Annotated in this window: 20 protein-coding genes; 7 read left to right on the top strand and 13 right to left on the bottom strand. The window is 72.5% G+C overall.

What is annotated here, in order from left to right:
* Positions 1-8 precede the first annotated feature (8 nt).
* Complete coding sequence (locus tag AC3A3L_RS10490) at positions 9-2,477, top strand: rhamnan synthesis F family protein (protein WP_487639975.1); 2,469 nt, start codon at positions 9-11, stop codon at positions 2,475-2,477.
* Here the strand turns inward: AC3A3L_RS10490 and AC3A3L_RS10485 are convergent.
* Positions 2,461-5,007, bottom strand: coding sequence for a rhamnan synthesis F family protein (locus tag AC3A3L_RS10485; RefSeq protein ID WP_487640573.1), 2,547 nt, complete (start codon positions 5,005-5,007; stop codon positions 2,461-2,463). The two genes, AC3A3L_RS10490 and AC3A3L_RS10485, sit on opposite strands and share 17 nt — an antisense overlap.
* Before the next feature lie 5 nt (positions 5,008-5,012).
* On the bottom strand, positions 5,013-5,594 hold the full coding sequence (locus AC3A3L_RS10480; RefSeq protein ID WP_487639974.1) for a hypothetical protein: 582 nt from the start codon (positions 5,592-5,594) through the stop codon (positions 5,013-5,015).
* Positions 5,595-5,669: 75 nt separating this feature from the next.
* On the opposite strand from AC3A3L_RS10480, the gene lhgO reads away from it, so the two are divergent.
* Positions 5,670-6,872, top strand: a complete 1,203-nt coding sequence (gene lhgO, locus AC3A3L_RS10475; RefSeq protein ID WP_487639973.1) for an L-2-hydroxyglutarate oxidase — start codon at positions 5,670-5,672, stop codon at positions 6,870-6,872.
* A gap of 1 nt (position 6,873) precedes the next feature.
* Here lhgO and AC3A3L_RS10470 read toward each other — a convergent pair whose 3' ends face one another.
* The gene (locus AC3A3L_RS10470) at positions 6,874-7,788 is read right to left on the bottom strand and encodes a lysylphosphatidylglycerol synthase domain-containing protein (protein WP_487639972.1); all 915 of its coding nucleotides are present in this window, start codon (positions 7,786-7,788) and stop codon (positions 6,874-6,876) included.
* A 221-nt stretch (positions 7,789-8,009) separates the two neighbouring features.
* Here AC3A3L_RS10470 and AC3A3L_RS10465 point away from each other — a divergent pair, with 221 nt between their 5' ends.
* On the top strand, positions 8,010-8,963 hold the full coding sequence (locus tag AC3A3L_RS10465) for a Gfo/Idh/MocA family protein (RefSeq protein ID WP_487639971.1): 954 nt from the start codon (positions 8,010-8,012) through the stop codon (positions 8,961-8,963).
* Here AC3A3L_RS10465 and AC3A3L_RS10460 read toward each other — a convergent pair.
* The 3 genes from AC3A3L_RS10460 to AC3A3L_RS10450 all read right to left on the bottom strand — a co-directional run bounded on the left by AC3A3L_RS10460 (position 8,950) and on the right by AC3A3L_RS10450 (position 11,609).
* Positions 8,950-9,387, bottom strand: coding sequence for an acyltransferase (locus tag AC3A3L_RS10460; protein WP_487639970.1), 438 nt, complete (start codon positions 9,385-9,387; stop codon positions 8,950-8,952). The genes AC3A3L_RS10465 and AC3A3L_RS10460 overlap by 14 nt on opposite strands.
* Positions 9,388-9,394: 7 nt before the next feature.
* Positions 9,395-10,318: an NAD-dependent epimerase/dehydratase family protein gene (locus AC3A3L_RS10455; RefSeq protein WP_487639969.1), complete on the bottom strand. Its 924-nt coding sequence runs from the start codon at positions 10,316-10,318 to the stop codon at positions 9,395-9,397.
* An 88-nt stretch (positions 10,319-10,406) separates the two neighbouring features.
* Positions 10,407-11,609, bottom strand: coding sequence for a glycosyltransferase family 4 protein (locus AC3A3L_RS10450; RefSeq protein WP_487639968.1), 1,203 nt, complete (start codon positions 11,607-11,609; stop codon positions 10,407-10,409).
* A 139-nt stretch (positions 11,610-11,748) separates the two neighbouring features.
* Here AC3A3L_RS10450 and AC3A3L_RS10445 point away from each other — a divergent pair, with 139 nt between their 5' ends.
* On the top strand, positions 11,749-13,782 hold the full coding sequence (locus tag AC3A3L_RS10445) for a DUF7657 domain-containing protein (protein WP_487639967.1): 2,034 nt from the start codon (positions 11,749-11,751) through the stop codon (positions 13,780-13,782).
* Here AC3A3L_RS10445 and AC3A3L_RS10440 read toward each other — a convergent pair whose 3' ends face one another.
* From AC3A3L_RS10440 to AC3A3L_RS10410, 7 genes are all read right to left on the bottom strand, one after another.
* Entirely contained in the window at positions 13,783-14,886 is a 1,104-nt protein-coding gene (locus AC3A3L_RS10440) for a DegT/DnrJ/EryC1/StrS family aminotransferase (RefSeq protein WP_487639966.1), read from the bottom strand. It lies immediately after the preceding gene.
* A gap of 76 nt (positions 14,887-14,962) precedes the next feature.
* Positions 14,963-15,661: a hypothetical protein gene (locus AC3A3L_RS10435; protein WP_487639965.1), complete on the bottom strand. Its 699-nt coding sequence runs from the start codon at positions 15,659-15,661 to the stop codon at positions 14,963-14,965.
* A gap of 11 nt (positions 15,662-15,672) precedes the next feature.
* Positions 15,673-16,818 carry a DegT/DnrJ/EryC1/StrS family aminotransferase gene (locus tag AC3A3L_RS10430; RefSeq protein WP_487639964.1) on the bottom strand — a complete coding sequence of 382 codons (1,146 nt, stop codon included), beginning with the start codon at positions 16,816-16,818 and terminating at the stop codon, positions 15,673-15,675.
* A gap of 77 nt (positions 16,819-16,895) precedes the next feature.
* Positions 16,896-18,299: a hypothetical protein gene (locus tag AC3A3L_RS10425; protein ID WP_487639963.1), complete on the bottom strand. Its 1,404-nt coding sequence runs from the start codon at positions 18,297-18,299 to the stop codon at positions 16,896-16,898.
* 61 nt (positions 18,300-18,360) lie between these two features.
* The gene (locus AC3A3L_RS10420) at positions 18,361-19,305 is read right to left on the bottom strand and encodes a glycosyltransferase family 2 protein (protein ID WP_487639962.1); all 945 of its coding nucleotides are present in this window, start codon (positions 19,303-19,305) and stop codon (positions 18,361-18,363) included.
* Entirely contained in the window at positions 19,302-19,721 is a 420-nt protein-coding gene (locus AC3A3L_RS10415; RefSeq protein WP_487639961.1) for a DUF2304 domain-containing protein, read from the bottom strand. The genes AC3A3L_RS10420 and AC3A3L_RS10415 overlap by 4 nt, the downstream gene beginning before the upstream one ends.
* Entirely contained in the window at positions 19,718-20,506 is a 789-nt protein-coding gene (locus AC3A3L_RS10410) for a glycosyltransferase family 2 protein (protein WP_487639960.1), read from the bottom strand. The genes AC3A3L_RS10415 and AC3A3L_RS10410 overlap by 4 nt, the downstream gene beginning before the upstream one ends.
* Before the next feature lie 67 nt (positions 20,507-20,573).
* Between AC3A3L_RS10410 and AC3A3L_RS10405 the strand changes: the two genes are divergently transcribed.
* The 3 genes from AC3A3L_RS10405 to AC3A3L_RS10395 all read left to right on the top strand — a co-directional run bounded on the left by AC3A3L_RS10405 (position 20,574) and on the right by AC3A3L_RS10395 (position 26,311).
* Complete coding sequence (locus tag AC3A3L_RS10405; protein ID WP_487639959.1) at positions 20,574-21,890, top strand: hypothetical protein; 1,317 nt, start codon at positions 20,574-20,576, stop codon at positions 21,888-21,890.
* A gap of 51 nt (positions 21,891-21,941) precedes the next feature.
* On the top strand, positions 21,942-22,670 hold the full coding sequence (locus AC3A3L_RS10400; protein WP_487639958.1) for a TIGR03936 family radical SAM-associated protein: 729 nt from the start codon (positions 21,942-21,944) through the stop codon (positions 22,668-22,670).
* A 323-nt stretch (positions 22,671-22,993) separates the two neighbouring features.
* The gene (locus AC3A3L_RS10395; protein WP_487639957.1) at positions 22,994-26,311 is read left to right on the top strand and encodes an Rne/Rng family ribonuclease; all 3,318 of its coding nucleotides are present in this window, start codon (positions 22,994-22,996) and stop codon (positions 26,309-26,311) included.
* The last annotated feature ends 66 nt before the right edge of the window (positions 26,312-26,377 follow it).

The following is a 26,377-nucleotide window of genomic DNA, read 5'->3' as shown; positions in this document are numbered from 1 at the left end:
CGGCGCGCGTGGAAGGGCTCGAGGAACAGCTCGCTGCGCGTCGCGCCGACCTGGCGGACTTCGGCACCCGGTGGGCGGCGTTCGTCCGACGATGGCGTCGCGCCGCGGCGAAGGGGGCCGAGGCAGCGGCTGAAGCCGTCGCGGAGGTGCTCGAGGTCGGCCTGCCCGAGGCAGACGCGAACCGGGCTCGACCGTCGGACGCAGCATCGCTCACCGCTGCCCGGGCGGTCGTCGCTGCGAGCGGCTACCTCGAGCCTGAGCAGTACACGGTCCGTCACCGGCTCAAGCGCGGCACCGACCCCTACCGCCACCACGTCGAGACCGGGTGGCGTCTCCTGCAGAACCCGAGCCCGCGCTTCGACCTGTGGTCCTACTGGGTCGACCACCTCGATCCGACCAGCGACACCGTCGACCCGCTGCTGCACTGGCTGGTCGACGGACGGCAGCGCGGCTGGCCACCGGTCCCCGAGCAGGTCCCGTCGAGGAACCCGGCCCGTCTCGCGCCAGACGCAGGGACCCGTCGGGTGTGCCTCTTCGCGGCGCACGACCGCGACGGCATCGTCGACGACTACGTCGTCACCTACCTGCGCGAGCTCTCCCGCCACGCCGACGTCTACTACCTGTCCGACGGCGTCCTCGAGCCCGGCCAGCTCGACCGCCTCGAGGGAGTCACCGCGGGGGCGTGGAGCGTCCCGCACGGCGCCTACGACTTCGGCTCCTTCTCGGTGCTGGCGCGCGACCTCGTGGGCTGGGACGTGATCGACGGCTACGACGAGCTGCTGCTCGCCAACGACTCCTGCTTCCTCCTGAGGCCGCTCGACGAGGTGTTCGCCACCATGGGTGGGCGCGCGTGCGACTGGTGGAGCCTGCAGGCGACGTCGATGGAGCACGACGAGAACTACTTCCGCGACGACGCCCCGATCCCGCTCGCCGAGGCCAAGCGGAGGCTGGTGGGGCCGCGCCACTTCAGCGACGTGCGCTACCTCCACCTGAGCTCGTACTTCCTGGCCTTCCGACGCCCGGTCTTCACCGACCCGGGCTTCCGCTGGCGGCTGGACACGGTGGTGCCCCAGGAGGCGAAGGGGCTCGTGGTCCACAAGTACGAGATCGGCATCAGCCGCTACCTGATGGACCGGGGCTTCGACTTCGACACGTGGCTGCCTGACCTGCAGCCGTTCCACCCGCTCTACTCCCGCCACGTGTTCGACCTGATCGAGCAGGGATTCCCGCTCGCCAAGCGCAACTTCCTCGGCGAGAACCCGCGCCGCGCGCCCGGTGTCGGCAGCTGGCCGCAGCGCCTGCGCGAGATCGCCCCGGAGGCCCGCACAGAGGAGATGCAGGTCAACATCCGACGTGTCACCGACCCGGCCCGGATCCACGACGCCTACGACGTCACGGTGGACCCACGAACGGGGCGCCGCACGGTTCCGACGTACCCGCACACGGGCTACTCGTTCCGCCGGATGGACCGTGAGACACCATCGTTCAACCACTGGTGGGCCTTCGTCGCCGGGCCGTCCGGGCGGCTCGACGCGGGCGTCCGGGCGGTGCTGGACGCGGTGAGGCACGACCCGTCGCTGAAGAAGGTGGTCCTCACCCGCACACGCTCCTTCGACGAGGACCTCTCGGGTGCCGAGGTGGTCTCCGTCCCCGTGGCGACCTTCGAGGGACAGAACGCCCTCGTGCGCTGCGGCGTGGTGATCGTCGCGGACCCGCTCGAGACGGCCCTGCCCCTCACCCCGCTCGCCACCCGTCACCGCTTCCTCCACGTGGGCGCGCGCTGGTCGCCCGCCGCCGTCGCCCCCGCGCTGGGCGCGGTGGACGCGGTGGCCGTCGCGTCCGAGGTCGAGGCGCTGGCACGCCGGGTCGCCGACCCCACCCTCGGCGCGGAGTCGGTCTGGCTCGGCGGGCTGCCCCGCCACGACCTCCTCGCTGCCGATCCGGCCCACCTGCCCGCCGACCTGGCTCGCGCCGAGGAGCAGCTGCGCGACCGCCTCGGCGGACGCCCGCTGGTGGTCGTCGAGGGGGCCGGCCCGTCGCCCTACAGCGAGGGCGACGTGGCCCGGCTGGGGGAGTGGGTTCGCGCGAGCGGCGTGGTCCTGGGGGTCCGGGAAGTGAACCCGGACGCCGCCGACGGGCTCACGCACGCCTTCGGGCCGCTCGCGCCGATCGGGCTCAGCGACCGTGCGGTGGTCTCGGAGGTCGCGGTGTGGCGAGCAGCCTCCGCGGTCGTGGCCGACAGCGCCGCCGGCGTGCTTGACGCGCGGGCCGCCGGTCACGTGCTCCTCGAGCACCGCGCGGGCGACGACCTCGATGCCGTGCTCGGCCGCCTCGAGGACCTGGGCGCTCAGGGCTGGTCGAGGCCGGGTGCGGGATCCGGGCCCGTACCCCTGATGGACGGGCAGGCGGCACGCAGGTTCGTGCACCGGGCGCGAGAGCGCGAGGTGGCCCGGATCGAGCTCAGAGGAGGCCGTTGACCGCCTCGTCGTCCATCGGGGGGTCGTCGGCGAGCCAGTCGTCGATGGGCAGGTAGCGGCGCTTGAGCGCCATGACGACCCGCTCGGCGGCGCGCCCGTCGCTCATCGCGTGCAGCCGGCGACCCCAGGAGAGGTAGTCCTCGGCGGGCGGCGCGGACATGGCCCGTTCGATCGCCGTGGGGACGTCGGAGGCCGGCACGGCCGGGAGCGGCACGACGTCGGAGTCCACCAGGGCCACTGCCGGGCGGCCCAGCACCGCCCAGTCGGCGAGGTCCGCCCCGGAGCCGGAGACGAGCACGTCGGCCAGACGCCATGCGGTCTCGGGGTGCACGGGCATGCGCGTCTTCGGTGAGTCGGCGACGAGCATCTCGTCACCCAGGTCGAGCAGCGGCTCGGGGAGCCGGGTCGACTCGGCGCTCCCACGTCGTACGCCGACCGCCACGTCGGGGTGCTCGGCCGCCCATGCGGCGAGGTCGTCCATGTCGAGGGGCTGTCCCCACGGCTCGACGACGACCAGGCGCCGATCGCCCAGCACCGCACGCAGCCGTCCGAGCTCGGCGACATGGGGGCCGGCGAGGTCGCACTCCTCCTGCACCAGGAGGTCGATGCGCGGTGAGCCCAGCTCCCAGACCCCGTCCGGCTCGAGCCGCGGCAGGTCGGCGAGGGCGGCGATGCCCTCTGCTCCCGACACCACGACGACCCGGGTGAGGGCGTCGTCGAGCTCGAGGGCGGCCGTGTCGCGCAGGCCCCAGGTGTCGCCGCTGCCGTCGAGCCCGATGTCGGGGGCAACCAGCCCGGTGGGCCGACCGAGCTGGAGGAAGCGGTGGTGCCGGGGTGAGAGCGGGTGGTTGACGTCGGACCGCGGGCCGACCGACGTGAAGATCGTGCCCATCCGGAGGCAGTACATCTGTCCCGGCGCGCTCTCCGTCGCCACGCGAACGACGTTCTCACCGGGCGCGGACAGGGGACGGGTGCCCTCCAGCACGATCTTCTTCACGGTGGGGTCGTCGCGCACGGCGTCGAACACCGCGCGCACGGCACCGCTCAGCAAGCCGGTCCGGGGATCGGCGGGGAATCCCCACCAGTGGTCGAACGACGGGACCCACTTGTCCTCGTCTGGGAAGGTCTCGGGTCCGAGCGGTTCGGGCAGGATCGCAGCCCCGTCGGCGCGCGAGCGGATGGCGAAGCTGCGGTGCAGGCTCCACGCCGGCGCGATCCGTCGCAGGTTGCGCTCCATCGCCTCGACGTCCGCGTCGGGCACGACCTCCAGCACGCGCTGCTTCCACAGCCGCAGGTCGGGTGCCGAGAACGGGTTCTCGTAGAGGAACTGGCGCTTGAGGAGCGGGAAGCCTTGGGCCATGAGCTCGAAGGCGGAGGCGCGGTAGACGGGGTGGTAGGCCAGGATCCCGTCGACGAAGGTCGCAAGGTGGTAGCCGCTGAGGATGAGGTGGCGGGAGAAGCCGATCTCGTACTTGAGGATGATGGCCGTCTTGTCCCGCTGCTCGGCCACGGTCTGCAGCCGGCGTCGGAACTCCGGGTCCTGGATCACCCGCTTGCGGTAGACGAGGAAGTACGACCCGACGTGGATGAAGTCGGAGTAGCGCCACAGGTCCTGCCGGCGCATCTGCTCCTCGACGTCGTCCAGCGGCAACGGCCCCCCGCGGGCTTCGTACTCCTTGATGCCGAAGTCCTCGTAGGTGGCCTGCAGGCCCCACCAGTCGCACGCGGTGGCGTCCATCTTGGCGAAGACCGTGTCGAGCGGCTGCACCAGCCAGCACGAGTCGTTGGCGAGCATCAGCTCGTCGTACTGGTCGATCACGTCCCACCCGACGAGGTCGGTGGCGAGCATCGAGTACGAGCCGAAGTCGTAGCGGCCGTGGCGCAGCGCCCAGGCGCCCTTCGTGTAGGGCGCGATCTTGTCGAGCTCGCCCTCCTCCAGCACGCAGTCGGCGAGGTAGTAGACGTCGGCGAAGCGGCTGAGGTCGGCGAGGTAGGTGACCACGGTCGGGTCGATGATGCCGTCGACGTCGAAGGCCGCGAACAGGCAGACCCGTCGCGGTGAGTCGGACGGCGCCGGGGGTGCGGGCAGCTGCCGCACCTCGGGCAGGGTGGCGAGGCCGTGGCGCCGCCCCTCGAGCGCGTAGTGGACGACCGGGTTCACCTCGTCGTCCTCGGGGTCGAGGTGGGCGTTGGTGTAGTGCCACAGGTCGAAGGCGGGGGAGGGGTGCCGCATCTCGTGCCACCCGCGCTCGGCGAAGTGGATCGCCTGCTCGGGGCCGGTGCACAGGTCCCAGCGCAGGTCCGGGTTGTGCCACATGTAGCCGAACTCGTCGAACTCCCCGCTCGCCCGGATGACGGCGACCTCGGCCGCCAGGGCGGCCTCCGGCAGGGGAGCCTCACCGGGCTCGCCCGGGGGCAGGCCCCGCGCCATCGCGTCGTCGACGAGGCGGGTCCGCTCCTCGGTCGAGGCGGCGGCCCAGCGAGGGACGAAGGCACGCCAGCGCGCGGTGAACTCGGCGAGGTCCAGCATGTCTGTCACAGGTGCAGGTCGCTGGCCGGGGACGCGGTCGCGTCGTCGTCGCTCGTCTCGTCCAACCGCCCGTGGCGGATCGCGTGGAGCAGTGCGGGCACACCGGCCTCGGCCGCCTCGGGGTGGCGCTCGAGGTAGGCGGCGGTGCTGAACGACGGCCCGGGGTCGAGTCGCTTCGCGTTGCCGTGGCGCACGAGGTGCACGGCGGGACTGAGCCCGGAGCGCGCCGCGGCGGGGTGGGCGCGGAGGTACCACCCGCCGTCGAAGGCGGCGCTGGCCTCCACCTCGCGCACGAGCGCGGCCTCGGGGTCGCCCGACGAGCCCCGACCGACCAGGCGACCCATGGCGGAGCGCCGAGGCTCCTGCTCGGCCCAGTAGGCGCGGGACAGGGTGTCCGCGAGGACGTCGGAGAGGGTGTCGACCTGGTCGCGCAGGCGCGCCCGCTGGCGCCGGGCGCGCTGCAGGGACTCCTGGGTGTGCTCGAGCTCGATCTGCCACCACTTCAGCTCGCGCCCGGACCGGCGCAGCGCCTTCTCGGTGCGGGCCAGCCGGTCGGCCAGGTCGGTCTCGTCTCGCCGGTCGTCCACGGGGCAGCACCTTACCCTCGCGGGGCGCTACCTATGCTGTCGCCCGACCTCGCACCAGCACCCGGAGGAGCCTCAGTGGCCGAGACCTTTGACCACGTCGTCGTGGGCGGCGGCATCGTGGGCGCCGCGACCGCGTGGACCCTGAGCCGGCGCCACCCCGACCGGAGCGTGCTGCTCCTCGACAAGGAGGCCGAGTTCGGTCGCCACCAGACCGGCCACAACAGCGGGGTGATCCACTCGGGCATCTACTACACGCCCGGCAGCCTCAAGGCCGACCTGTGCCGGGCGGGTGCTGCTGCCACCGAGCAGTTCGCCGACGAGCACGGCATCCCGTGGCGCCGCATCGGCAAGCTGCTCGTGGCCACCGACGAGCGGGAGCTCCAGGGGATGCAAGCGCTCGCCGAGCGGGCGGCGGTCAACCAGATCGAGGCGACCGTGCTGAGCGGCGCCGAGCTGCGCGAGCGCGAGCCCCACGTCGCCGGCCTCGGCGCGCTGTTCGTCTCGGCCACCGGCATCACCGACTACGGCATGATCAACCGGCGGCTGGCCACGCTGGTCGAGGAGGCAGGTGGCACCTTGATGCGCGACACCCGCGTCCTCGGGATCCACGAGACCGCCCAGGAGGTGGTGCTGACCACCAGTCGCGGCGACGTGCGCGGCTCCCACGTCGTCTTCTGCGCCGGCGTCCAGGCGGACCGGGTGGCGCGGATGGCGGGGCTCGACGTCGACTTCGCCATGGTGCCCTTCCGCGGCGAGTACTACGACGTACGACCCGAGCGCGCCGACCTCGTCGACACCTTGGTCTACCCCATCCCCGACCCCGAGCTGCCGTTCCTCGGCGTCCACCTCACGCCGACCGTCGACGGCGGGCTCAACGTCGGTCCGAACGCGGTGCTCGGCCTGTCACGTGAGGGGTATCCCAAGTTCTCCTTCGACCGCCGCGACGCCCGCGACATCGTGTCGTTCCCCGGCATGTGGAAGGTGGCCCGCGCCAACGTCCGCACCGGGGCCCGGGAGATGCGCAACTCGCTGTCGAAGCGCGGCTACCTGCGGTTGTGCCAGAAGTACTGCCCCGACCTGCGCCTCGACGACCTGAAGCCGCGCGAGGCCGGGATCCGGGCGCAGGCCGTGATGCGCGACGGCTCGTTCGTGCACGACTTCCTGCTGCGCGACACCCCGCGCACGCTGCACGTCGTGAACGCCCCGTCCCCTGCTGCGACGTCGGCGCTGCCGATCGCCGACCTGATCGTCGACCGGGTGGACGAGGCCCGCGCCTGAGTCAGGCCTCGTCGTCGTCGATGCCCTGGTCGTGGGGGATCGGCCCGTAGCGACGCCGCTCCCACCACCCGAGGCCGGCGGCCGACGCCGCGGTGAGCAGGTCGGCCAGCACGATCAGCACCCGTGACACCGCTGCGAGCGCGATGGCCTCGCCCGAGCCGATGGTGGGTGCTAGGGCGGTGACGATGATCAGCTCGCGCACGCCGGCGCCCGAGGGCAGCAGGAAGAAGAAGAGGCCCGAGATCATCGCGATCGCCATCGTGCCGATGCACACGAGCAGGAACGACGCGCTGCCGTCGACGTCCGAGACGCCCCGGACGAGCAGCCACAGGTGCAGGCCGAAGAAGCCGTAGGACGCCACGGCGGCGAGCAGGGAGAGGGCGACCGCACGCAGTCGCACCGGGTGGTCGGGCTGCGGCCGCCGCAGCACCTTGAACCCGATCGCGACGATGCGCTGGAGGATCGCCGGGTGCAGGCAGACCAGCCCGATCGGCAGCAGGAGGTAGAGCCACACCAGGCCCCGCAGCGCCTCGTAGTCCCGGACGAATCCCGGCAGCACGAGCGACCCGGCGAGGAGGGCGGCGACGACGGCCACCGCGAGGGAGAAGAGGGTGGCCGTGAAGATGCGGGCGCGAGCCAGGCCGGCCCGCCGGCCGAGCTCGATCTGGAGCACGTAGGCCCACACCGACCCGGGGAGGTACTTGCCGAGCTGGCCGACGAGGAAGATCTGCGCACCGCGTGCCACGCCGATGGGCTCCCCGAGCTCGTCGACGAGCAGCTGCCAGCTCAACGTCGACAGGAGGATGGCGACGGGAAGGGCGATGAACGAGGGGAGCCAGTCGCGCCAGGACAGCTCGGCGAGGGTCTCCTGCACCACCTCGTGGTTGGACCAGAGGGCGTAGCCGGCGGCCAGCACGACGGCGACGACGAGGAGGATGCGCGCCCAGTGGATGAGCCGGCCGCGGGTGGTGTGCGCGGGCTGGACTTCGGCGGACGTGGCGGATCCTCTCGTCGGGTGGCCGCTCGGAGCGGCACCGGTGGCGGGCGCACGCGCGTGGACGGCGGCACCCGGACCGCCATCCTGCCCGACGGGGACGGCATGCGGCCAAACGAGCGGCCGTCGATAGGGTGCTCACCATGGCTGAACCACTGCGCGTCGCACTCGTCGGATCCGGGTCCATGGGCCGCAACCATGCCCGTGTCATCGCCAACGGCTCGCGCACCGAGCTGGCTGCCGTGATCGACCCGCACGAGGAGAGCGGACGCGCCGTCGCCGGTCAGTACGACTCGACGTGGCAGGCCGACCTCGACGGGATCGGGGCCTACGACGCGGTGGTCATCGCCGCCGCGACCGAGGTCCACCGCGAGCTGGCGGCCCAGGTCATCGACGCCGGCCTCCCGCTGCTCGTCGAGAAGCCCCTGTGCCCCTCGCTCGAGGAGTCCCAGGAGCTCGTCGACGCCTCAGCGGCCGCCGGGACGCCACTGATGTGCGGGTTCCTCGAGCGCTTCAACCCCGCCGTCATGACGGCGATGCGGATGGTGGAGGCCCCGCTCTACGTCCGTGCCCAGCGTCACTCGCCCTACGCGCCGCGCATCAAGACGGGCGTGGCCTGGGACCTGCTGGTGCACGACGTGGACCTCGTCGTGCGCGCCTTCGGCGGCGAGCAGCCGGAGTCGTTCGACGTGAAGGTCGGCCAGTTCCACCCCGAGAGCGTCTCCGGCGCCGAGGACATCGTCGAGGCGGGCGTCCGCTTCTCCGGCGGTGGCATCGCCTCGGTGTCGGCGAGCCGGCTCGGTCAGGTCAAGGTGCGCTCGATGGTCATCCAGGAGCTCGACCGGATGATCGAGATCGACCTGCTGCGCCGTGGACTGACCAGCTACCGCCACTCCAGCATCGAGGGTGACGACGACTTCGTCGGCTTCCGCCAGTTCACCGAGATCGAGGTCCCCGAGATCGGCGGGGCGGAGCCGCTGGTCTCACAGCTGGACCACTTCGTCGGGCTCGTCGAGGGCTCGGTCGACGCCGACGCGGAGCGCGCCAGCATCCTCCCGGCGCACCGGGTGGTCGACGCGGTCCTCAGGACCCGCTGACGACGAAGTCGGGGTCGGTCGGGTCGGTCAGGTCGACCCGACCGATCTGACGCGCCGGTACGCCGCCCACGATCGCGCGCGCCGGGACGTCGGCGGTGACCACGGCACCCGCGCCGACGACGGCCTCGTCGCCGATCGTGACTCCCATGTTGATGACGGCGTTGGCGCCGATGAAGACGTGGTCGCCGATGGTGACCGGACGCCGCTCCACCTCGGCGAAGCGGCGGCCGGAGACGCACCGCCTCGCCGAGGAGTGGGTGTAGATGTGCACGCCGGAGGAGATGTCGCACCCCCGGCCGATCGTGAGGCCTCCCGAGCCGTCGATCACGGTGAAGGCCCCGATCCAGGTGCCCTCACCGACCGTCGGCTCGCCGACCACCCATGCGTGCTCGTTCCACGGGTTGGCCGGGAAGGACGCGCTCACCGTGTGCTCACTGACCGCGGATGAGCTCGGTCATGCCCGTGCGCACGTCGATCGTCGGCTCGAAGCCGAGGACCTCCTTGGCGCGCGTGGTGTCGGCCGCGCGGCGGCTGACGAGCACGTCGCGGGGGTTGAACTGCGGCTCCACGTCGGCACCGACCGCGTCGATGAGGATGCGGGCCAGGTCGGCGATCGAGGTGTCGATGCCCGTGCCGATGTTGACCGGCACGTTGGCCTGCTCGGACTCCAGCGCCAGCACGACCGAGCGCGCGATGTCGTGGACGTGGATGAAGTCCATCGACTGCTCGCCCTTGCCGTCGATGACCGGCGGCTCGCCGTTCTTGATCCGGTTGACGAAGTGGTTGATGACCGAGGTGTAGTAGGCGGTCGTCTTCTGGCCCGGGCCGTAGACGTTGAAGAACCGCAGCGCTACCCACGACAGCCCGGCGCGCCGGTTGTAGTAGCCGAGCAGGTCCTCGCCGGCCCGCTTGGCGATGCAGTAGGGCGTGATGGGGAGCAGCTTGTCGTCCTCGTGCATCGGCAGGCGCTCCGGGTCGCCGTAGACCGAGGCGGACGAGCAGTACACGAGCCGGTCGACACCGTGGTCGGCCGCGGCGGCGAACACGTTGTGGTTGCCGATCATGTTGATGTCCATGGACTCGTACGGGTCGGCCTGGCTCTTGTTGATCGAGACCGCAGCGGCGTGGATGACCTTGGAGCACCCCTTCATCGCCGCGTGCACGGCGCCGCCGTAGCGCACGTCCTGGTCGATGAGCTCGACGTCGTCGCCGAGGGCGGCCACGGCGTCACGGTCGCCGCGGAACATGTTGTCGAAGATGCGGACCTTGTAGTCCTTCTCGAGCAGCATGGGCACGACGTGCATGCCGATGAAGCCGGCCCCGCCGGTGAAGAAGACGGTTTCCTTCGAGCTCATCTGGTGGATCTCCTCAGGGTCTGGGTTGCTGGGTCGGGCTGTGCAGGTGCGTGCAGGTGCGTGCAGGTGCGGCAGGTGTCGCCGGGTGTCAGCGGATCGTCTGCGGGGCGGCTCGCGCCACGAGGTCGTCGAGCACCTCGAGGTGGCGGTCCAGCACCCGGTCGAGGGCGAAGTGCTGGTCGACGATGCGCCTGGCGCTGGCGCCGACCTGCCGGGTGGCCTCGGGGTCGTCCAGGGAGCGGACGAGGCGCTGGGCGAGCCCGTCGACGTCACCCGGGTCGCACATGAAGATGTCCTCGCCGTCGACCATCGGGATGCCGGGGAAGTTGTCGATGCGACCCCAGGCCACGACCGGCGTGCCGGCTGCCATGGACTCGAGCGTGGCGGTGCCCAGGCCGATGCCCTGCTCGTGGCTCTCGACGGCCGCCGCGGCCAGGAGGTGGGGGACGTCAGGCTTCGGCACGGCGCCCAGGCTGACCACGGCGTGGGCCACGCCGAGCTCCTCGGCGCGCTTCTGGAACAAGTCGTAGTAGACGCGGCCGACGACGACGAGGCGGGCGTCGGGGTGTCGAGCCAGGACCTGCGGCAGCGCCTCGACGAGGCCGAGGCGGTCACGCACCGGGATGACGTGACCGACGGACAGGATGATGGGGGCGTCCGGGCCGACGCCGGCGAGCTCGCGCCCGCGGGCGGCGTCGCCGGACCTCACCCAGTCGGGGTCGACGCCCACCGGGATGGCCACGAGGTCGCGGTAACCGCCGCGGTAGCGCTCCTTGATGTAGTCCTCCATGTAGGAGTCCATGACCACCAGCGACGGCTGCGAGCGGCGCAGCCGGGGTGCGACGAGGGAGGCGTCGAGGAAGCGGAACACGTTGCGGTACAGCGCGGCGGGATTCTCCAGGCGCGTGTGGATGCTGAGCAGGAGCGGGACCCCACGGCGACGGGCGTAGGCGCCGGTGGCCCAGGTCAGGTCCATGAACTGCCCGTGCTGGTGGATCGCGTCGGGCCTGAAGTCGTCGAGGACCTCCGCGAGCCGGCGCCTGAGGCTGGGACGCGTGGCGAAGGAGATGTCGAACGACACGGCGAGGCGGCTCTCGGGCAGCATCACGGCGGGGAACCGCACGACCCGCACGCCGTCGCGCCACTCCTCGGCGGGTGCGTCCTCGTAGGCCGCGGTCACCACCAGCACCTCGTGGCCGCGGGCTGCGTAGCCGCGCGCCAGGGCGTCGCTGAGGTGGGCACTGCCTCCCACCCTCGGCGGGTAGAAGTTGTTCACCACGACGATGCGCACGTAGGACCCCGTCTCGAAAGCGCTGACAAACCGGTTCACCATAACGATCCCTGCGGGGCACCTCCCAATCCGCTCGCCGACGGTCCCGAGCCCGTGGCGCAGGCCCGCGTGGAGTAGCCTGACCGCCGTTTGGCTCGACATGCGGGAGGCCGTCATCAACACCACGTCGCCGGAGCGGACGGTCCCCGACGAGGACCCGGCCCCCGAGCAGCCAGCCGCCGACGACCCGTCGGTCCGGGAGCCGGCCTGGCGGTCGTGGCGCCTCATGGGCGGTTGGGCCGACCGGCTCGAGGTGGTGCTGCCCCTGCTGGCCTACGCCGTCATCAGCGTCGCCGGCCTCTCGACGTCCTCCCTGGGACTGCTCTCCGTGGACGGCACCGGTCAGGGAGCCGACCAGTGGGGCACGTCGCTCCCCATCCGCAGCGACGAGTGGCTGACCCAGGCCCCCATCGACCTGTCGGTCCTGGCGCACGGGTCCTCGACGGCTCCGTCGCTGTCGCAGGACCCCGACCTGATCTACCAGATCTCGTCGGGACAGGTCGTCGAGTCGGTCCTGTTCCACGAGGGCAACCTGCTCCGACTCGGTCCGTGGCTCCCCGACGAGATGCTGTTCTCGGCGTTCCGGGCATGGCCGTGGCTCCTGCTGGTGCTGGCGCTCCCGCCGTTGCTGCGACGGATGGGCGCCTCCCGGCCGATGTCGTGGCTGGGCGTGGTGCTGACGTTCCTGGCCCCTGCGGCGCTCTGGTGGTCGTTCATGCCGATCCGGATCCTCGGGTTCGCGGCCGCGGGCAGCTACCTGCTCTGGCTCGCCCGTGACCGGGTCGTGGCCGGGCGGCGCGTCACCGGGCTGCTGCAGGCAGCGCTCGCGGGTGTGCTGCTCGCCCGCCTGGTCACCTACTACGTGCCGTGGTCGCTGACCATCGGCGTGCCCCTGGTCCTCGCGACCGGCGTCTACCTCGTCGCCGACCGCGCGACCCGGCGCGCGACCCTCCTGACGGTCGGCGTCGGCGCTGCGGTGTCCGTGGCCGTCCTGGCCGGCACGCTGTGGGAGAACGCCGCTGCCCTGTCGGCCGAGCTCAACACGGCCTACCCCGGCCAGCGGCGGGCCACCGGGCTGCCGCAGTCTCCCGGCCAGCTCTTCGGCGCCCCGGGGTTCTTCGAGATGGAGGACGGCCCGGCGCCGACGATGCTCAACCAGAGCGAGCTGACCTCGGCCTTCCTGGTCTGCGGTGTCTGGGCGCTCGTCATCTGGCGTCGCGCCTGGTCGACGGCCACCCGTGCCCAGCGGGGCGCGATCGCCACGCTGGCGGCCTTCACCGGTCTCTGGACCGCCTGGTCGGCGGCCTCGTGGGGCTCGTTCGGCGAGCACATCCCGGTGCTCAACGTGGTCCTGCCGATCCGCTCCGCGCAGACAGCGGGTTTCACCGCCGCTCTCCTGCTGGTGCTGCTCGCCTCACGCCTCCGCGGTCCGACCGGCGCGCTCGCGGTCGCCGCGGCCGCCGCCAGCGCCGCCGTGACGGCGTACGGGGTGAGCGACCTGCAGCAGGCGCTCCCCGGGCTGGCGACGTGGCAGGTCTGGCTCGGCGTGGCGGGTGTGGCGGCGGTCGTCCTGGTGGTCACCCGCTGGCCTGCTCGTGCGTGGCCGGTGATCGGCACGCTGCTCGTGTGCCTGGTCGCGGGGGGCGACACCAACCCGGTGGTGCACGGCGTCGGTGAGCTGCGCAGCAGCCCGGCGGCCCAGGACGCACGGGCGCTCGTCAACCGCGCGGAGGGCGAGGACAGCCTGATCGCCGCGGACACGCTCGCCGGCAACGCCCTCCTCGTCGCCAACGGGGCGCCGCTGATGACCGGCAACCAGGTCACCGGGCCTCGGGTCGAGGAGTGGGAGAAGATCGACCCGGACCACACCTACGAGGAGCTCTGGAACCGGGGCGCGAGCTATCTCTACGCGACGTTCGACGGACCTCGCGACGCTCCGGTCGTCGAGCTGGGAGCCAACGACGTGATCATCGTCCGGGTGGACCCGTGCTGGCTCGCCAGGAGCGACCTGGACGTGGGCTACATCGTCACGACGACGGAGTCCACGAGCCGCTGCGCCCTGCCGACCAACGAGTTCCAGTGGTACGGCGCGACGCAGCACGTCTACCGGCTGGACGCCTCCCGCGCCCGCTGATCAGGCGCCGGCGCGGACCGTGGTGTTGACGGCGGTGACGATGCGCTCGAGGTCGGCCTCCGAGAGCGAGGGGTGGACCGGGAGCGAGATGACCTCGCGCGCGAGCTGCTGGGTCACCGCCAGCTCGAGGCCCTCGGCGTACTTCGTCAGCGACGCGAGCTGGTGGTTGGGGATCGGGTAGTAGACGCCCGAGCCGACCTGGTGCTCCTCGCGCATGGCGGTGACGATGCGGTCGCGCTCGTCGCCGTCGACCTTGATCGTGTACTGGTGGTAGACGTGGGTCGCGTCCGCGGCGACCGGCGGCACGACGACACCCTCGAGGTGGCGGTCGAGGTAGGCGGCGTTGTCCTGGCGGACCTTGGTCCAGCCCTCCACCTTGGTCAGCTGCACGCGCCCGATGGCGGCGTGGATGTCGGTCATCCGGGCGTTGAAGCCGACGACCTCGTTGGCGTACTGGCGCTCCATGCCCTGGTTGCGCAGCAGCCGCACCATGCGGGCGATGTCATCGGTGGCGCACGAGACCATGCCGCCCTCACCGGAGGTCATGTTCTTGGTGGGGTAGAGGCTGAACATGGCGAAGTCGCCGAACGTGCCGACCTGCTCGCCCTTCCACGTCGCGAGGTGTGCCTGGGCCGCGTCCTCGAAGAGCCGCAGGTCGTGCTCGTCGGCGACGGCCTGCAGTGCGTCCACGTCGGCCGGGTGGCCGTAGAGGTGCACCGGCATGATCGCCTTGGTCCGCTCGGTCACCGCGGCGCGGACACTGTCGGTGTCGAGGCAGAAGAAGTCGGGCTCGACGTCGGCGAAGACGGGGGTCGCACCCGTGAGTGCCACGGAGTTCGCGGTGGCGGCGAAGGTGAAGGACGGCACGATGACCTCGTCGCCCGGCCCGATGCCGGCAGCGAGCAGGCCGAGGTGCAGCGCCGAGGTGCCGGAGTTGACGGCGACGCAGGTGCGGCCGCCGGTGACGGCGGCGCCGAACTCCTGCTCGAAGGCGGCCACCTCGGGGCCCTGCGCGACCATGCCCGAGCGCATGACGCGGTCGACCGCGGCGCGCTCCTCGTCACCGATGATCGGCTTGGCGGGCGGGATGAACTCGGCGGACATGGTGGTGCCTTTCGTCGCTGACGTGGTGCGGTGCGGGGGAGGAGGGGATCAGGAGGAGGGGATCAGGAGGTGGAGATCAGGAGGTGGGGGAGGTGCGCTCGAGCCAGGCATCGACCGGACCGCGCAGCTGCGCGTCGAGGCCGCTGGTGTCCTGCGAGCCGTGGAGCACGACCGCGGCCAGCGCCTCCTGCTGCTCGGCAGCGATGCCGAGCCGGTCGAGGCGGTAGGTGTTGAGGCGGGCCGGTCGGGCCGGCACGCCCATGCTGACGACGTACGGAGGGAGCTGGCGGGTGACGGCCGACTGCATGCCGATCATCGAGCCCTCGGGCACGGTGAGGCGCTGGTGGACCACGGTCCCGAGGCCGAGGTTGGCCCCGGTGCCGACGGTGACGTGGCCGGCGGTGACCACCATCGCGGCGACGGTGACCTCGTCGCCCACCCGGCCGTCGTGGTTGATGTGGGCCTTGGTCATGACGAAGCAGTCGTCGCCCAGGCTGGTCTCGTGGGCCCAGCCGCCGCTGATGGTGACCATCTCCTTGAGCACGTTGCGCGAGCCGAGGTGGACGGGCCCCCCGTCGAAGGGCTCCTGCCACGAGGCGGTCATGTCGTGGCCGCGAACCTCAGCCGCGCCGCCCACGACCACGTGGGACGCGAGGTAGTTGTCGTCGCCGAGCACGACCTTGCCCTGCAGGACGCAGAACGGCCCGACGACGTTGCGGTCCCCGAGCTCGACCTCGGGGCCGACGACCGCAGTGGGGTGGATCCGGTTGGACACGCCAGCCCCGCTCAGCGCCGTACGGCGGGGTCCGAGAGCACCGCGCGGAGCTGCTCGGCGACGTGGTCGAGGTCGTCCGCCGTCAGGTTGGCGTGCATCGGCAGCGCGAACTGGTGCGTGAACAGGTGCGCCGAGACCGGGCACTCCTGCCGGCCGCCGTAGATGGGCTGCACGTGGGAGGCGTAGGTGCCGAAGTTGCTGCCGACACCGCGCTCGCGCAGCGCCATCACCACGGCGTCGCGGTCGACGGAGTCGTCGGTCGTGACGAGGTAGGACTGCCACGGGTGGGTGCGGTCGTCGAGGACGACGGGGAGGGTGACGCCCTCCAGACCCGCGAGCCGCTCGGCGTAGCCCTCCGCGGCGGCAGTGCGCGCGGCGACCAGGTCGGGCAGCCGGCGCAGCTGGACGCGCATCATCGCGGCCTGCACGTCGGACATCCGGTAGTTGTAGCCCGCCATGTCGAAGGACGGCACCGCCAGCGTGTTGTCGCCCTCGCGGCTGACCGCGGGGGCGATGCCGTAGGTGTGCAGCTTGCGGGCCAGGTCCATCAGCTCGGTGTCGTCGCCGACCAGGGCGCCACCCTCGCCGGCCGTGATGCCCTTGCGGCCGTGGAAGCTGAAGGCGGCCAGGTCGGCGAGGCTGCCGGCGGGGCGGCCCTTGTAGGTCGCGCCGGCCGAGCAGGCGGCGTCCTCGAGGAGCCACAGGCCGTGACGCGAGGCGAGCGCGTTGAGCTCGTCGTAGTCGGCCGGCTGGCCGACCATGTCGACGGCGATGATGCCGACGGTGCGGTCGGTGACGAGCGCAGCAGCGGACTCGACGTCGATGGTGCCGATGTCGGGTCGTACGTCGGCGAAGACGGGAGTGGCGCCTGTCCACACGACCGAGTGTCCGGTCGCGGGGAAGGTGTAGTCGGCGACGATCACCTCGTCGCCCGGCCCGGACCCGAGGACCTGCAGGGCGAGGTGGAGCGCGGAGCCGCAGTTGGACGTGGCGAGACCGTGGGCGGTCCCGGCAGAGGCCGCGAACTCCTTCTCGAAGGCCACGCAGGTCGGCCCGGCGCCGGAGAGCCAGCCGCTCGCGAAGACCTCGCGGAGCGCCTCGATCTCCTCCTCGCCGACCGTGGGCTGACCGAGTGCCACCTGACGGGTGGAGTGCATGGTGTTTCACCTTCCTGCGCGTGACGACGCGCTCAACCTAATGGCGGTGCGCTCGTGCGCCCAAGACGGCGGCGACGTCACCAGGCGCCCACCGAGACGCCGACCAGCGTCGCGATGGCGAGCACGGCGAGGGACTTGCCGACCAGGGCCCGGTCGCTGGTGGTGAGCAGCAGCAGCCAGACCAGGAGTGGAGCGAGCGCCATGGAGTAGCGGGAGACCACGGGGTGGTCGATGCCGACGTTGATCGCCTGGCCGACCCGCAGTGCCGGCGGGTACAGCACCAGGGTGACCAGCGCCGCGAGGACGAGCAGCGGCAGCACCGGGAGCACCCGGGGCGCGGGCGCGGCGTCCGCCTCGGCCGGGGTGTGCTGCGCCCGCAACGCCTGGAAGGCGCGCAGCAGCACCATCGCCAGCATCCCGAAGATCACCGCGTTGATCCAGAAGGGCAATCCCTGCACCGCGGTGCGCAGCACCTGTCGTACGACGGACGCATCCCCACCCGGTGCCAGCGAGCCGGACTCCAGCCACGGGGTGTGCAGGGCCGACAGCTCGCCGACGGCCCCCAGCATGACCGACTTCGAGGAGGAGACCGGGACGAAGGCGTACAGCTCGGAGTTGCTGAGGGTGGCCTGCTCGGAGATCCAGCGGCCGAACAGCACCACTGGGGTGACGACGATGACGGCGAGCACCCCGACCTGCCACCAGTGGGGTTGCCAGGGGCCGGGCAGCTCCCAGCCCCTGCGTCTGAGGAGCAGCGCCAGCACGGCCGCGAGCACGAAGGCGCCGGCCGGCAGCGAGTGGACCACGGCGATGCTCGCGCCGAGGGCTGTGGCCGCGGCCAGCCACCAGAAACCGCGGCCGGTGAGCACCCACGACAACCCGCTCCAGGCGATCAGGGCGCCACAGAGCACGGCCGCGGCCTGGGGGTTGACGATGGTGCCGTAGAGCAGCATCCCGCTGGCGGAGGCCGGAGCGAGGGTGGCCGCCAGCAGCGGTGCGCCCCTGAGGCCGAGACGCCAGGCGCCGGCCAGGCACGCGAGGACGCCCGACAGGAAGACGATGGCGGCGTAGTGACGGTAGGTGTCGATGAACGGGGAGCCGCCGCCCAGGGCGCTCGCCACGGCGCGGTAGGCCTCACCGACGACGAAGTAGGTGGGGTAGTGGATGTACCCCGAGGTGTAGATGCCCGAGGGCAGCGAGTTGGGGCCGAGATCGGGGTGGTCGCACGGCGCCATCGCGGCGCCGGCCTCGTGGCCGACCCCGCACGCCCACTCGCGCACGACCGGCATCGACATCAGCGAGCCGCGATGCGGATAGGTGCCCTGGTGCACCCGTACCTGGGTGTCGAGGTGCATGTGCTCGTCGACGACGCTCATCGGGTGGCCGGCGCCGGCGTTGTGCCACATCGCGACGGCGAGCACGAGCAGGGTCGCCGCCAGGAGTGCGGGCACGAACGCGGTCCGTCGGTCGATCCGTGCCATGCGCCACCCCCTCGCCAGTGGCCGACAGCATTCGAAGGCTACCGCCGCGGGGCGGCCCGGGTCACTGGCGTGCTGGGTGGTCCGGACCGGGCGAGCGTCCCAGCGCGTGCGCGAGCAGCGTCCTCACCTGTCCCCGGTCGCGGCTGCGGAGGACGCCGGGCACCAGCGTCGCCGCGTGCAGGCGGCTGGTGACGTGCCAGCGCGCCGCGCGCCGCGCGCGGCGCCACCCGAGCTCGTCGAGGCGGGCCTCGACCTCGCGGTGGAAGCGCTCCTCGTCGCTGAACCGCTGGCCGTCGAACCGGGCGGTCGAGGACGCGCTGGCGTCGTGGCGGCGGTAGGTGAAGGAGACCTCGGGGTCGAGCACCAGGCCTCCCCCCGCGGTGATGACGTCCATGACGAGCGCGAGGTCGAGGATGACCGGGAGGTCCTGGCGGAACGGCCGCTCGGCGAGCACGTCGCCACGGAAGGCCAGCGACGGCCAGTAGAGCCAGTCCCCGTGCAGCAAGCCGGTCGCGAGCCGCTCGCCGCGCAGCAGCGTCGGTGTGGTGACGGACGGGCGCAGCCACGCCTTCACCCGCTCGGCCAGCCCGCGCACCTCGACGCCGTCCTCGTCGACCACCCGCACGCCCGGCTGGACCATGGCCGCCTCCGGGAACGCAGCGAACGCCTCCCGGACCCGCCGTACGTAGGAGGGGTGGAGCAGGTCGTCGCAGCCCGGGAAGGCAGCGAGCTCGTGGGCCACGAGGGTGCGGCAGCGCTCGAAGTTGCCGGTCACGCCGAGGTTGGTCTCGTTGCGGACGTAGGTGACGCGCGGGTCGGGGTGCCCGTCCCAGCGCTGTTGCGCGGTGGGGTCGGGGTAGCAGTCGTCGACGATGGTCAGCGCCCACCGGTCGTCGTCCTGCGCCAGCACGCTCTCGACCGTCTGGTCGAGCAGTGCCGGGTCACCCCAGTAGGGCACGAGCAGGTGCACGACCCCGTCGCGGGGGCCGGTGGCGGGCTCGCTCATTCGTGGCCGTCCGACCGTCCGTCGGGCCGGCCCTCCGTGCCGCCCTGCGGCCGCCCCCTCCTCGGGGCGTCCGGGTGCTGGAGCCGGTCGAGCTCGAGCCGGAGCACGGCCACCTCCTCGGCCAGGGTGCGGGTGCGCTCCTCGAGGCGGCCGAGGTCGGCGCTGTGCTGCAGCGACACCAGGAAGAGCAGCAGCCCACCGGCGAAGAAGGCCAGGTTGACCGGCAGGGCGACGCCGAGCGCGTCGGTGAGGGCGGCCAGGAGGCCCGGGAAGAGCGCGAGGACGAGGGCTGCGACGGCGATCAGGCTCCAGAGGAGCGCGTACTTCTCCCGCAGCCGTTGGCGGCGCATCATCTCGAACAGCGTGGCCAGGATGAGCACCGAGCCGATCAGGCCGAGGACCGTCGAGCTGCTCATGCGGCCGTCCCCGGCTCGCCGCGCGAGGCGTCGTACTGCTCGCGCGGGACGTTCGGCTCGACGGTGGCGGGCCAGCGGCGGACCAGGGCCAGGAACAACGCGACGACGGCTCGGACGAGGTAGATCGTGGCCCGGGCGGGCGACGCGCTCGCCTTGCCGCCGGTGCGCACCCGCATGTCGACGGGAACCTGGGTGACGACGTGGCCGGTCCGCATCGCGATGACGAGCGACTCGACCGTGTCGCCCAGGTACTCCGCCGGGTAGTGGGCGGCGAAGATGCGGATGGCGCGGGCATTGGCGGCGCGGAAGCCGGAGGTGACGTCGGTCAGCCTGGTGCCTGCCAGCCAGCTGAGCACCGTGGCGAGGAAGACCATCGCCCAGCGGCGTGGGCCGCGGACGCGGTAGGGATCGCCCTCGCGGGCGAAGCGGGCGCCGATGACGACGTCGGCTCCCTCGAGGGCGTCGAGCAGGGTCTGCACGTAGCGCGGGTCGTGCTGGCCGTCCGCGTCGACCTGTACGGCCATCTCGTAGCCGTGGCGCAGCGCGTAGCGGTAGCCCGCGCGCATCGCGCCACCGACGCCCAGGTTGAAGGGCAGCACGCAGACCTCGGCGCCCGCGGCGCGGGCCAGCTGCGCCGTACGGTCGCTGGACCCGTCGTCGACGACGAGGACGTCGAGGCTCGGGTTGGTCGCGAAGATCTCGGCGACCGTCGCGCCGATCGAGTCCTGCTCGTTCCAGGCCGGCACGATCGCGAGCGCGCGCGGTACGGCGGCAGGTGGCGGCATGCCCGAACCGTAGCAACGCGACGACCTGCTGCTGCTGTTGCCGGAACCGGGCTGTCAGGATGTGCCGGTGGTTTCTCGAGGAGAGCGCCTGCGGCAGGCGGCACGACGCACCCGACCGTGGCAGCGCCACCTCCTGCTGTTGGCCGCGTTCGCCCTGGTCGCCCTGCCCCTCGTGGCGACCAAGGCGGTCCAGCACCCGCAGCTCAGCGTGTTCGACGAGTGGCAGTACGCCGACCGCGTGCACCAGGTCATGGAGGGGGACCTCGTCATCCGCGACGGCGAGGAGATCTCCCGATGGGGTCAGCGGCTGCTGACCTGTCGCGGCATCGAGACGATCGTGCCGCCTGCGGACTGCCGTCCCGAGGAGAAGGTCCGCCACACCACCAACTCCGCGGCCTCCGACCCGCCGACGTACTTCTGGGCGACCGGAGCCGTCGCGAAGGTGGCGACCCTGACCGGCGTGGTCGACAACCAGGTGCTCGCCGGACGCCTGGTCGGGGTGCTGTGGGCGGCCATCGGCATGTGGTCGGTCTGGGTCCTGTCCCGGGCGGTGGGCGCGACCCGCGCCGCGTCGGCGACCGCGGCGGTCGCGGTGACGACGGTGCCGGTCTTCCTGATGCAGTACCACTACATGACCCCGCACGCGCTCGACGTCCCGGTCGGCGCCTTCGTCGCACTGGCGACGTTGAAGTTCCTGCGCCGCGACTGGCCGTGGTGGACCCTGGTGCTCGGCGGGTTGCTCGTCGCCTTCGTGAAGGGCACCAACCTGACGATCACGGTCGCGATGTGCCTGGCCATGCTCGTGCTCGCGCTCTGGCCCTCGGACCGCTTCGCACGACCGCTGCGGAAGCGAGCCGCGGTCGGCTGCCTCGTGCTCGGGGCCAGCTCGGTCGTCCTCACGGCCGTCTGGCTGGTGGTCGTCGGTGCGATGCGCTTCGCCGAGGTGGCCCCGCCCGGTGACTACGCGGCGACGTCGCTGGACCCGGCCTCGCTCATGCTCGACAGCACCCGCTTCGTCGGACCCGTCGTCGGCCACGGCACCGTCCTGCTCGGCACCATGCTGATGGCCGCGCTCACCGGCTCGGCCCTGGCCGTCTGGGGTGGGAACGGCCACCGGGACGCCCCGCTGCTGCGCCCCCTGGCGGCGGGCTACGTCGTCGGTGCGATCGTCTCGCCCATCGTGCTCGTGGTGCTCGTCTTCGTCAGCTCCGACCAGTACGTCCCCATCCAGTACCGGTACGGCCTGGCCCTGTGGCCGCTCGGCCTGGCGCTGGCGGCCTGGCTGCTGCTGCGCACCCGCACCGCGCTCGTCGCGTCCTGGGTGGTGCTCGCGGCGTACGTCGTGCTGCCGTGGTGGCTCGAGCTCGTCCCGGTCAACTTCTGAGCCGACCCCGCCGACTTCAGGGAGCCCGCGGCACGGCACTACCGTTCAGCCGTGCCCCAGCAGCAACCCGAGCAGCAGGCCCCGCCCGTCCAGCGCCTCCGCGTGCGCTACGCCAAGCGCGGGCGCATGCGCTTCACCAGCCACCGTGACTTCAGCCGCGCCTTCGAGCGTGCCGTCTTCCGGGCACGGGTGCCGATGGCGTACTCCTCCGGCTTCAACCCGCACCCGCGCATCTCGTACGCCGGCGCGGCCCCGACGGGGTCGGCGAGCGAGGCGGAGTACCTCGAGCTCGCCCTCGCCGAGGTCGTCGTGCCGGCCGACGTCCACGCCATGCTCGACGAGGCGCTCCCGCCGGGCCTGGACGTCCTCGAGGTCGTCGAGTCGCCCGGCGGGTCGCTGGCCGACCTGCTGCAGGCCAGTCGGTGGCAGATCGCGCTGAGCGCCGACCACTCCGCCGTGACGGACGCCGTGGCCCGCTTCCTCGACGCCGACGAGGTGCTGGTGGAGCGGATGACCAAGAAGGGGATGCGTGAGTTCGACGCCCGCGGAGCGGTCCTCTCCCTCGGTGTCGCGCCGACCGACGAGGCCGCTGCAGGGCGTACGACGATCGACGTGGTGCTGCGCCACGGCACCCCGGCCGTCCGCCCGGACGACGTCCTGCGCGGGCTCGAGGCCGTGGCGGGACTGGCCGCGGGGGAGGCGCCGCTGATGACCCGCCTGGCACAGGGCCCGCTGGGGGAGTCGGACCAGGTCGGCGACCCGCTGGCGGATCGGGCATAGGGCCACTCGGGTCCCGGTGTGCGATACTCGCCACGTTCGACGACCTGACCACCGTCGGGATCCGTCGAGCCGACGACGTTCTCGCCGGCCGCACCAGCGGTCGGCACCCCGGGTGGGTGGACGTCACCGGACCGCGACGCGGCCACAGGAGTCGGTGACAGCGACTCGCAGTGGCCCGGCGACCGCGGCGGGTGGCGCACCGGCCGTCCGGAGACGCACCCGCGGAGGGGGTCGCCGCCACAGAAGCTTTGCGTCCTCGCCGATCGCCACGCGAGAGGGGCGGACGCCGTATCGGCACCGTCTCGGTGCCCGAGGAGCACCACATGCTCAGTGATGACCAGAACGACCAGCCCGAGCGCACCGAGTCGGGATCGCCGACGACGGAGGCCGCGAGCCAGCCCGCTGAGGCGGCAGCGCCCGTCGTGACACGACGTACCCGCAAGGCGCCGGCGAAGAAGGCCGCCGCCGCGCCCGCTGCGGACGCCCCGGGCGACAACCCGGCCGACGCCTCCGACGCCGCCGCGACGGGAGCCGGCGACGAGGCCCCGGTCGTACGCAAGACCGCCTCGCGTCGGGCGCCCGCCAAGAAGGCGCCGGCCCGCAAGAGCACCGCGAAGAAGGCTGCTGCCGCCCCGGAACCCGACTCGTCCCCGGAGCCCGACGCCGCCGCCGAGACTGCGACCGGCCCGACCGACGAGACCGCCGCCCCGGCCAGGAAGACCGCGGCCAGGAAGGCCGCCGCCAAGGCGCCGGCGAAGAAGACCGCCGCCAAGCGCACCGCCAAGAAGGCCGCGGCGGCGCCCGAGCAGGCGGCTGCCGATCCGGGGACGACTCCGACCCCGACCCCGACCCCGACCGCGGACGAGGCCGCCCCGACCGCGGAGGCGCCGGCTGCCGACGCCGCCACCGGGCACGCGGTGCTGTTCCAGGCGCCCGTCGTCACGACGACCACCCGCCGCACGCGCAAGAAGGCCGCGCCCGTTCCGGTCGAGACCGCTCCGGGCGACGCCGAGGTGGAGGAGTCCGGGGAGCCCGCTGACGCCGTTCCGGCTCCGGCGAAGAAGGCGGCCGCGAAGAAGTCAGCTGCGAAGAAGTCCGCCTCCGACAGGCCGGCCAGGAAGAAGTCCGGCAAGAAGGCCGCCGCCGTCGAGGACGCACCCGTCGCCGACGAGGACGAGGAGGCCGCCGCGGCCCTCGCCGCGGCCGACGCCTCCGCCGACGTGACCGAGGACGCCGACACCCCGTCCGAGCCCGACGCCGCCTCCGAGGGCGAGTCCCAGGCCGACTCCGAGTCCGCTGAGTCCACCGAGGCCGACACCGAGAGTGACGGGGAGGGCGGCTCCGGCCGTCGTCGGCGCCGCCGTGGCGGCCGCCGCCGCCGCAAGTCGGGCGAGGGCAACGGCGAGGGTGAGGCGACCGAGATCGGTGCGGCCGACACGGCCGACGACTCCGAGGGCACCGCGAGCGCCGGGCCGGCGGACGGGGACTCCGACGCCTCCGACGGTTCCGGCGAGGGCTCGTCGCGCCGTCGTCGCCGGCGGCGCCGCGCGGGCGAGGAGGGCTCCTCCGACGAGGGCGACCCGAACACCGTGACCCGGGTCCGCAAGGGCCGTTCGGCCGAGGACCAGATCACCGCCGTCTCCGGCTCCACCCGCCTCGAGGCGAAGAAGCAGCGTCGCCGCGAGGGCCGCGAGGCCGGCCGGCGGCGGGCGCCGATCGTGAGCGAGGCCGAGTTCCTCGCCCGCCGCGAGTCGGTCGAGCGGGTGATGGTGATCCGTCAGCGCCGCGACCTCACCCAGATCGGCGTGCTCGAGGACAAGGTCCTCGTCGAGCACTACGTCGCCCGCGAGTCGCAGACGTCCCTCATCGGCAACGTCTACCTCGGCCGGGTCCAGAACGTCCTCCCGTCCATGGAGGCCGCCTTCATCGACATCGGCAAGGGTCGCAACGCGGTCCTCTACGCCGGTGAGGTCAACTGGCAGGCGCTCGGCCACAAGGAGGGCCAGCCCCGCAAGATCGAGTCGGTGCTCTCGAGCGGTCAGATGGTGCTCGTGCAGGTCACCAAGGACCCGGTCGGCCACAAGGGCGCCCGCCTGACCAGCCAGGTCAGCCTCGCCGGCCGCTTCCTCGTCTACGTCCCGGACGGCACCACGTCCGGCATCTCGCGCAAGCTGCCCGACACCGAGCGCAGCCGCCTGAAGACGCTCCTGAAGGAGATCGTCCCCGACACCGCCGGCGTCATCGTGCGCACCGCGGCCGAGGGCGCGAGCGAGGAGGAGCTGACGCGCGACGTCGAGCGCCTCAAGGCCCGCTGGGAGGACATCGAGAAGAAGGCGACCCACAAGGGGTCCGGCCCGCAGCTGCTCTACGGGGAGCCCGACCTGACCCTCAAGGTCGTGCGTGACCTGTTCACCGAGGACTTCGCCAAGCTCGTCATCGAGGGCGACGACGCCTGGGACACCGTCCACGGCTACGTCGAGTCGGTCGCACCTGACCTCGCCGAGCGTCTCGAGAAGTTCGAGCGCGGCGCGACCGGCGGCGACGTGTTCGCCACCTACCGGATCGACGAGCAGATCCACAAGGGACTGGACCGCAAGGTCTGGCTGCCGTCGGGCGGCTCGCTGATCATCGACCGCACCGAGGCGATGACCGTCGTCGACGTCAACACCGGCAAGTTCACCGGCTCCGGCGGCAACCTCGAGGAGACGGTCACCAAGAACAACCTCGAGGCAGCCGAGGAGATCGTGCGCCAGCTCCGGCTGCGCGACATCGGCGGCATCATCGTGGTCGACTTCATCGACATGGTGCTCGAGTCCAACCGTGACCTCGTGGTCCGACGGCTCGTCGAGTGCCTCGGTCGCGACCGCACCCGCCACCAGGTCGCCGAGGTGACCTCGCTCGGCCTCGTGCAGATGACCCGCAAGCGGATCGGCACCGGCCTGCTCGAGGCGTTCAGCGAGAACTGCGAGCACTGCCACGGACGCGGCGTGGTCATCAAGGACCAGCCGGTGGACCCGGACGCCCGCTCGGACGAGGGCGAGGGCCGCCGCAGCAACCGCCGCCGCGGCCGTCGTGGCTCGGGCAGCGACGACTCCGGCAACGGAGGCGGCAACGGTGGCGGCAACGGGGGCGGCAAGCCGGCCGAGCACCACGCTCCCTCGCCGAAGGACGTGGCCGCGATGGCGCGCCACGAGAAGCCCGCCGACGAGGAGGCTCCGGTGGAGACGCCGGCGCACGAGGCACAGGCCGAGGCCCCGGTCGAGACCCCGGTCGAGACCGCGGTCGAGATCCCGGAGCAGGAGGTCCCGGAGCAGGAGACCCCGTCCGAGGCCGCCGCCGAGGCCGCCGAGGCCCCGGTCGAGGCTCCCGCCGCGGACGCGCCCGCCGAGGAGCCCGCGGAGCCGGAGAAGCCCCAGGTGGTGACGCGCACGCGTCGTCGCTCCGCCAGCCGGCCCGCGGGTCCGCCGTCGGCCGCGCCGGCCGGTGACGTCGCCGCCACGGAGCCCCCCACCGCCGTGTCGGCCGTGACGGCCGTCGACGGTCAGGGGGACGAGCGTCCGGACGCCGCGTCCGGTGGCCCCGGCGAGCCGCCGACCGTCGAGCACGTCCCGATCAAGAAGAAGGGCTCGCGCAAGCGATGAGTCCTCGGGAGCGGGTGGCCGACCTCGTTTTGCCCGGTCGGCACCCGATCCCGTAGTCTTGACCCT

Source organism: Nocardioides sp. Soil_C_8 (assembly GCF_057656315.1).
Note: the sequence above shows the minus strand (reverse complement) of the source record. Positions and strands in the feature narration are given on the sequence as shown.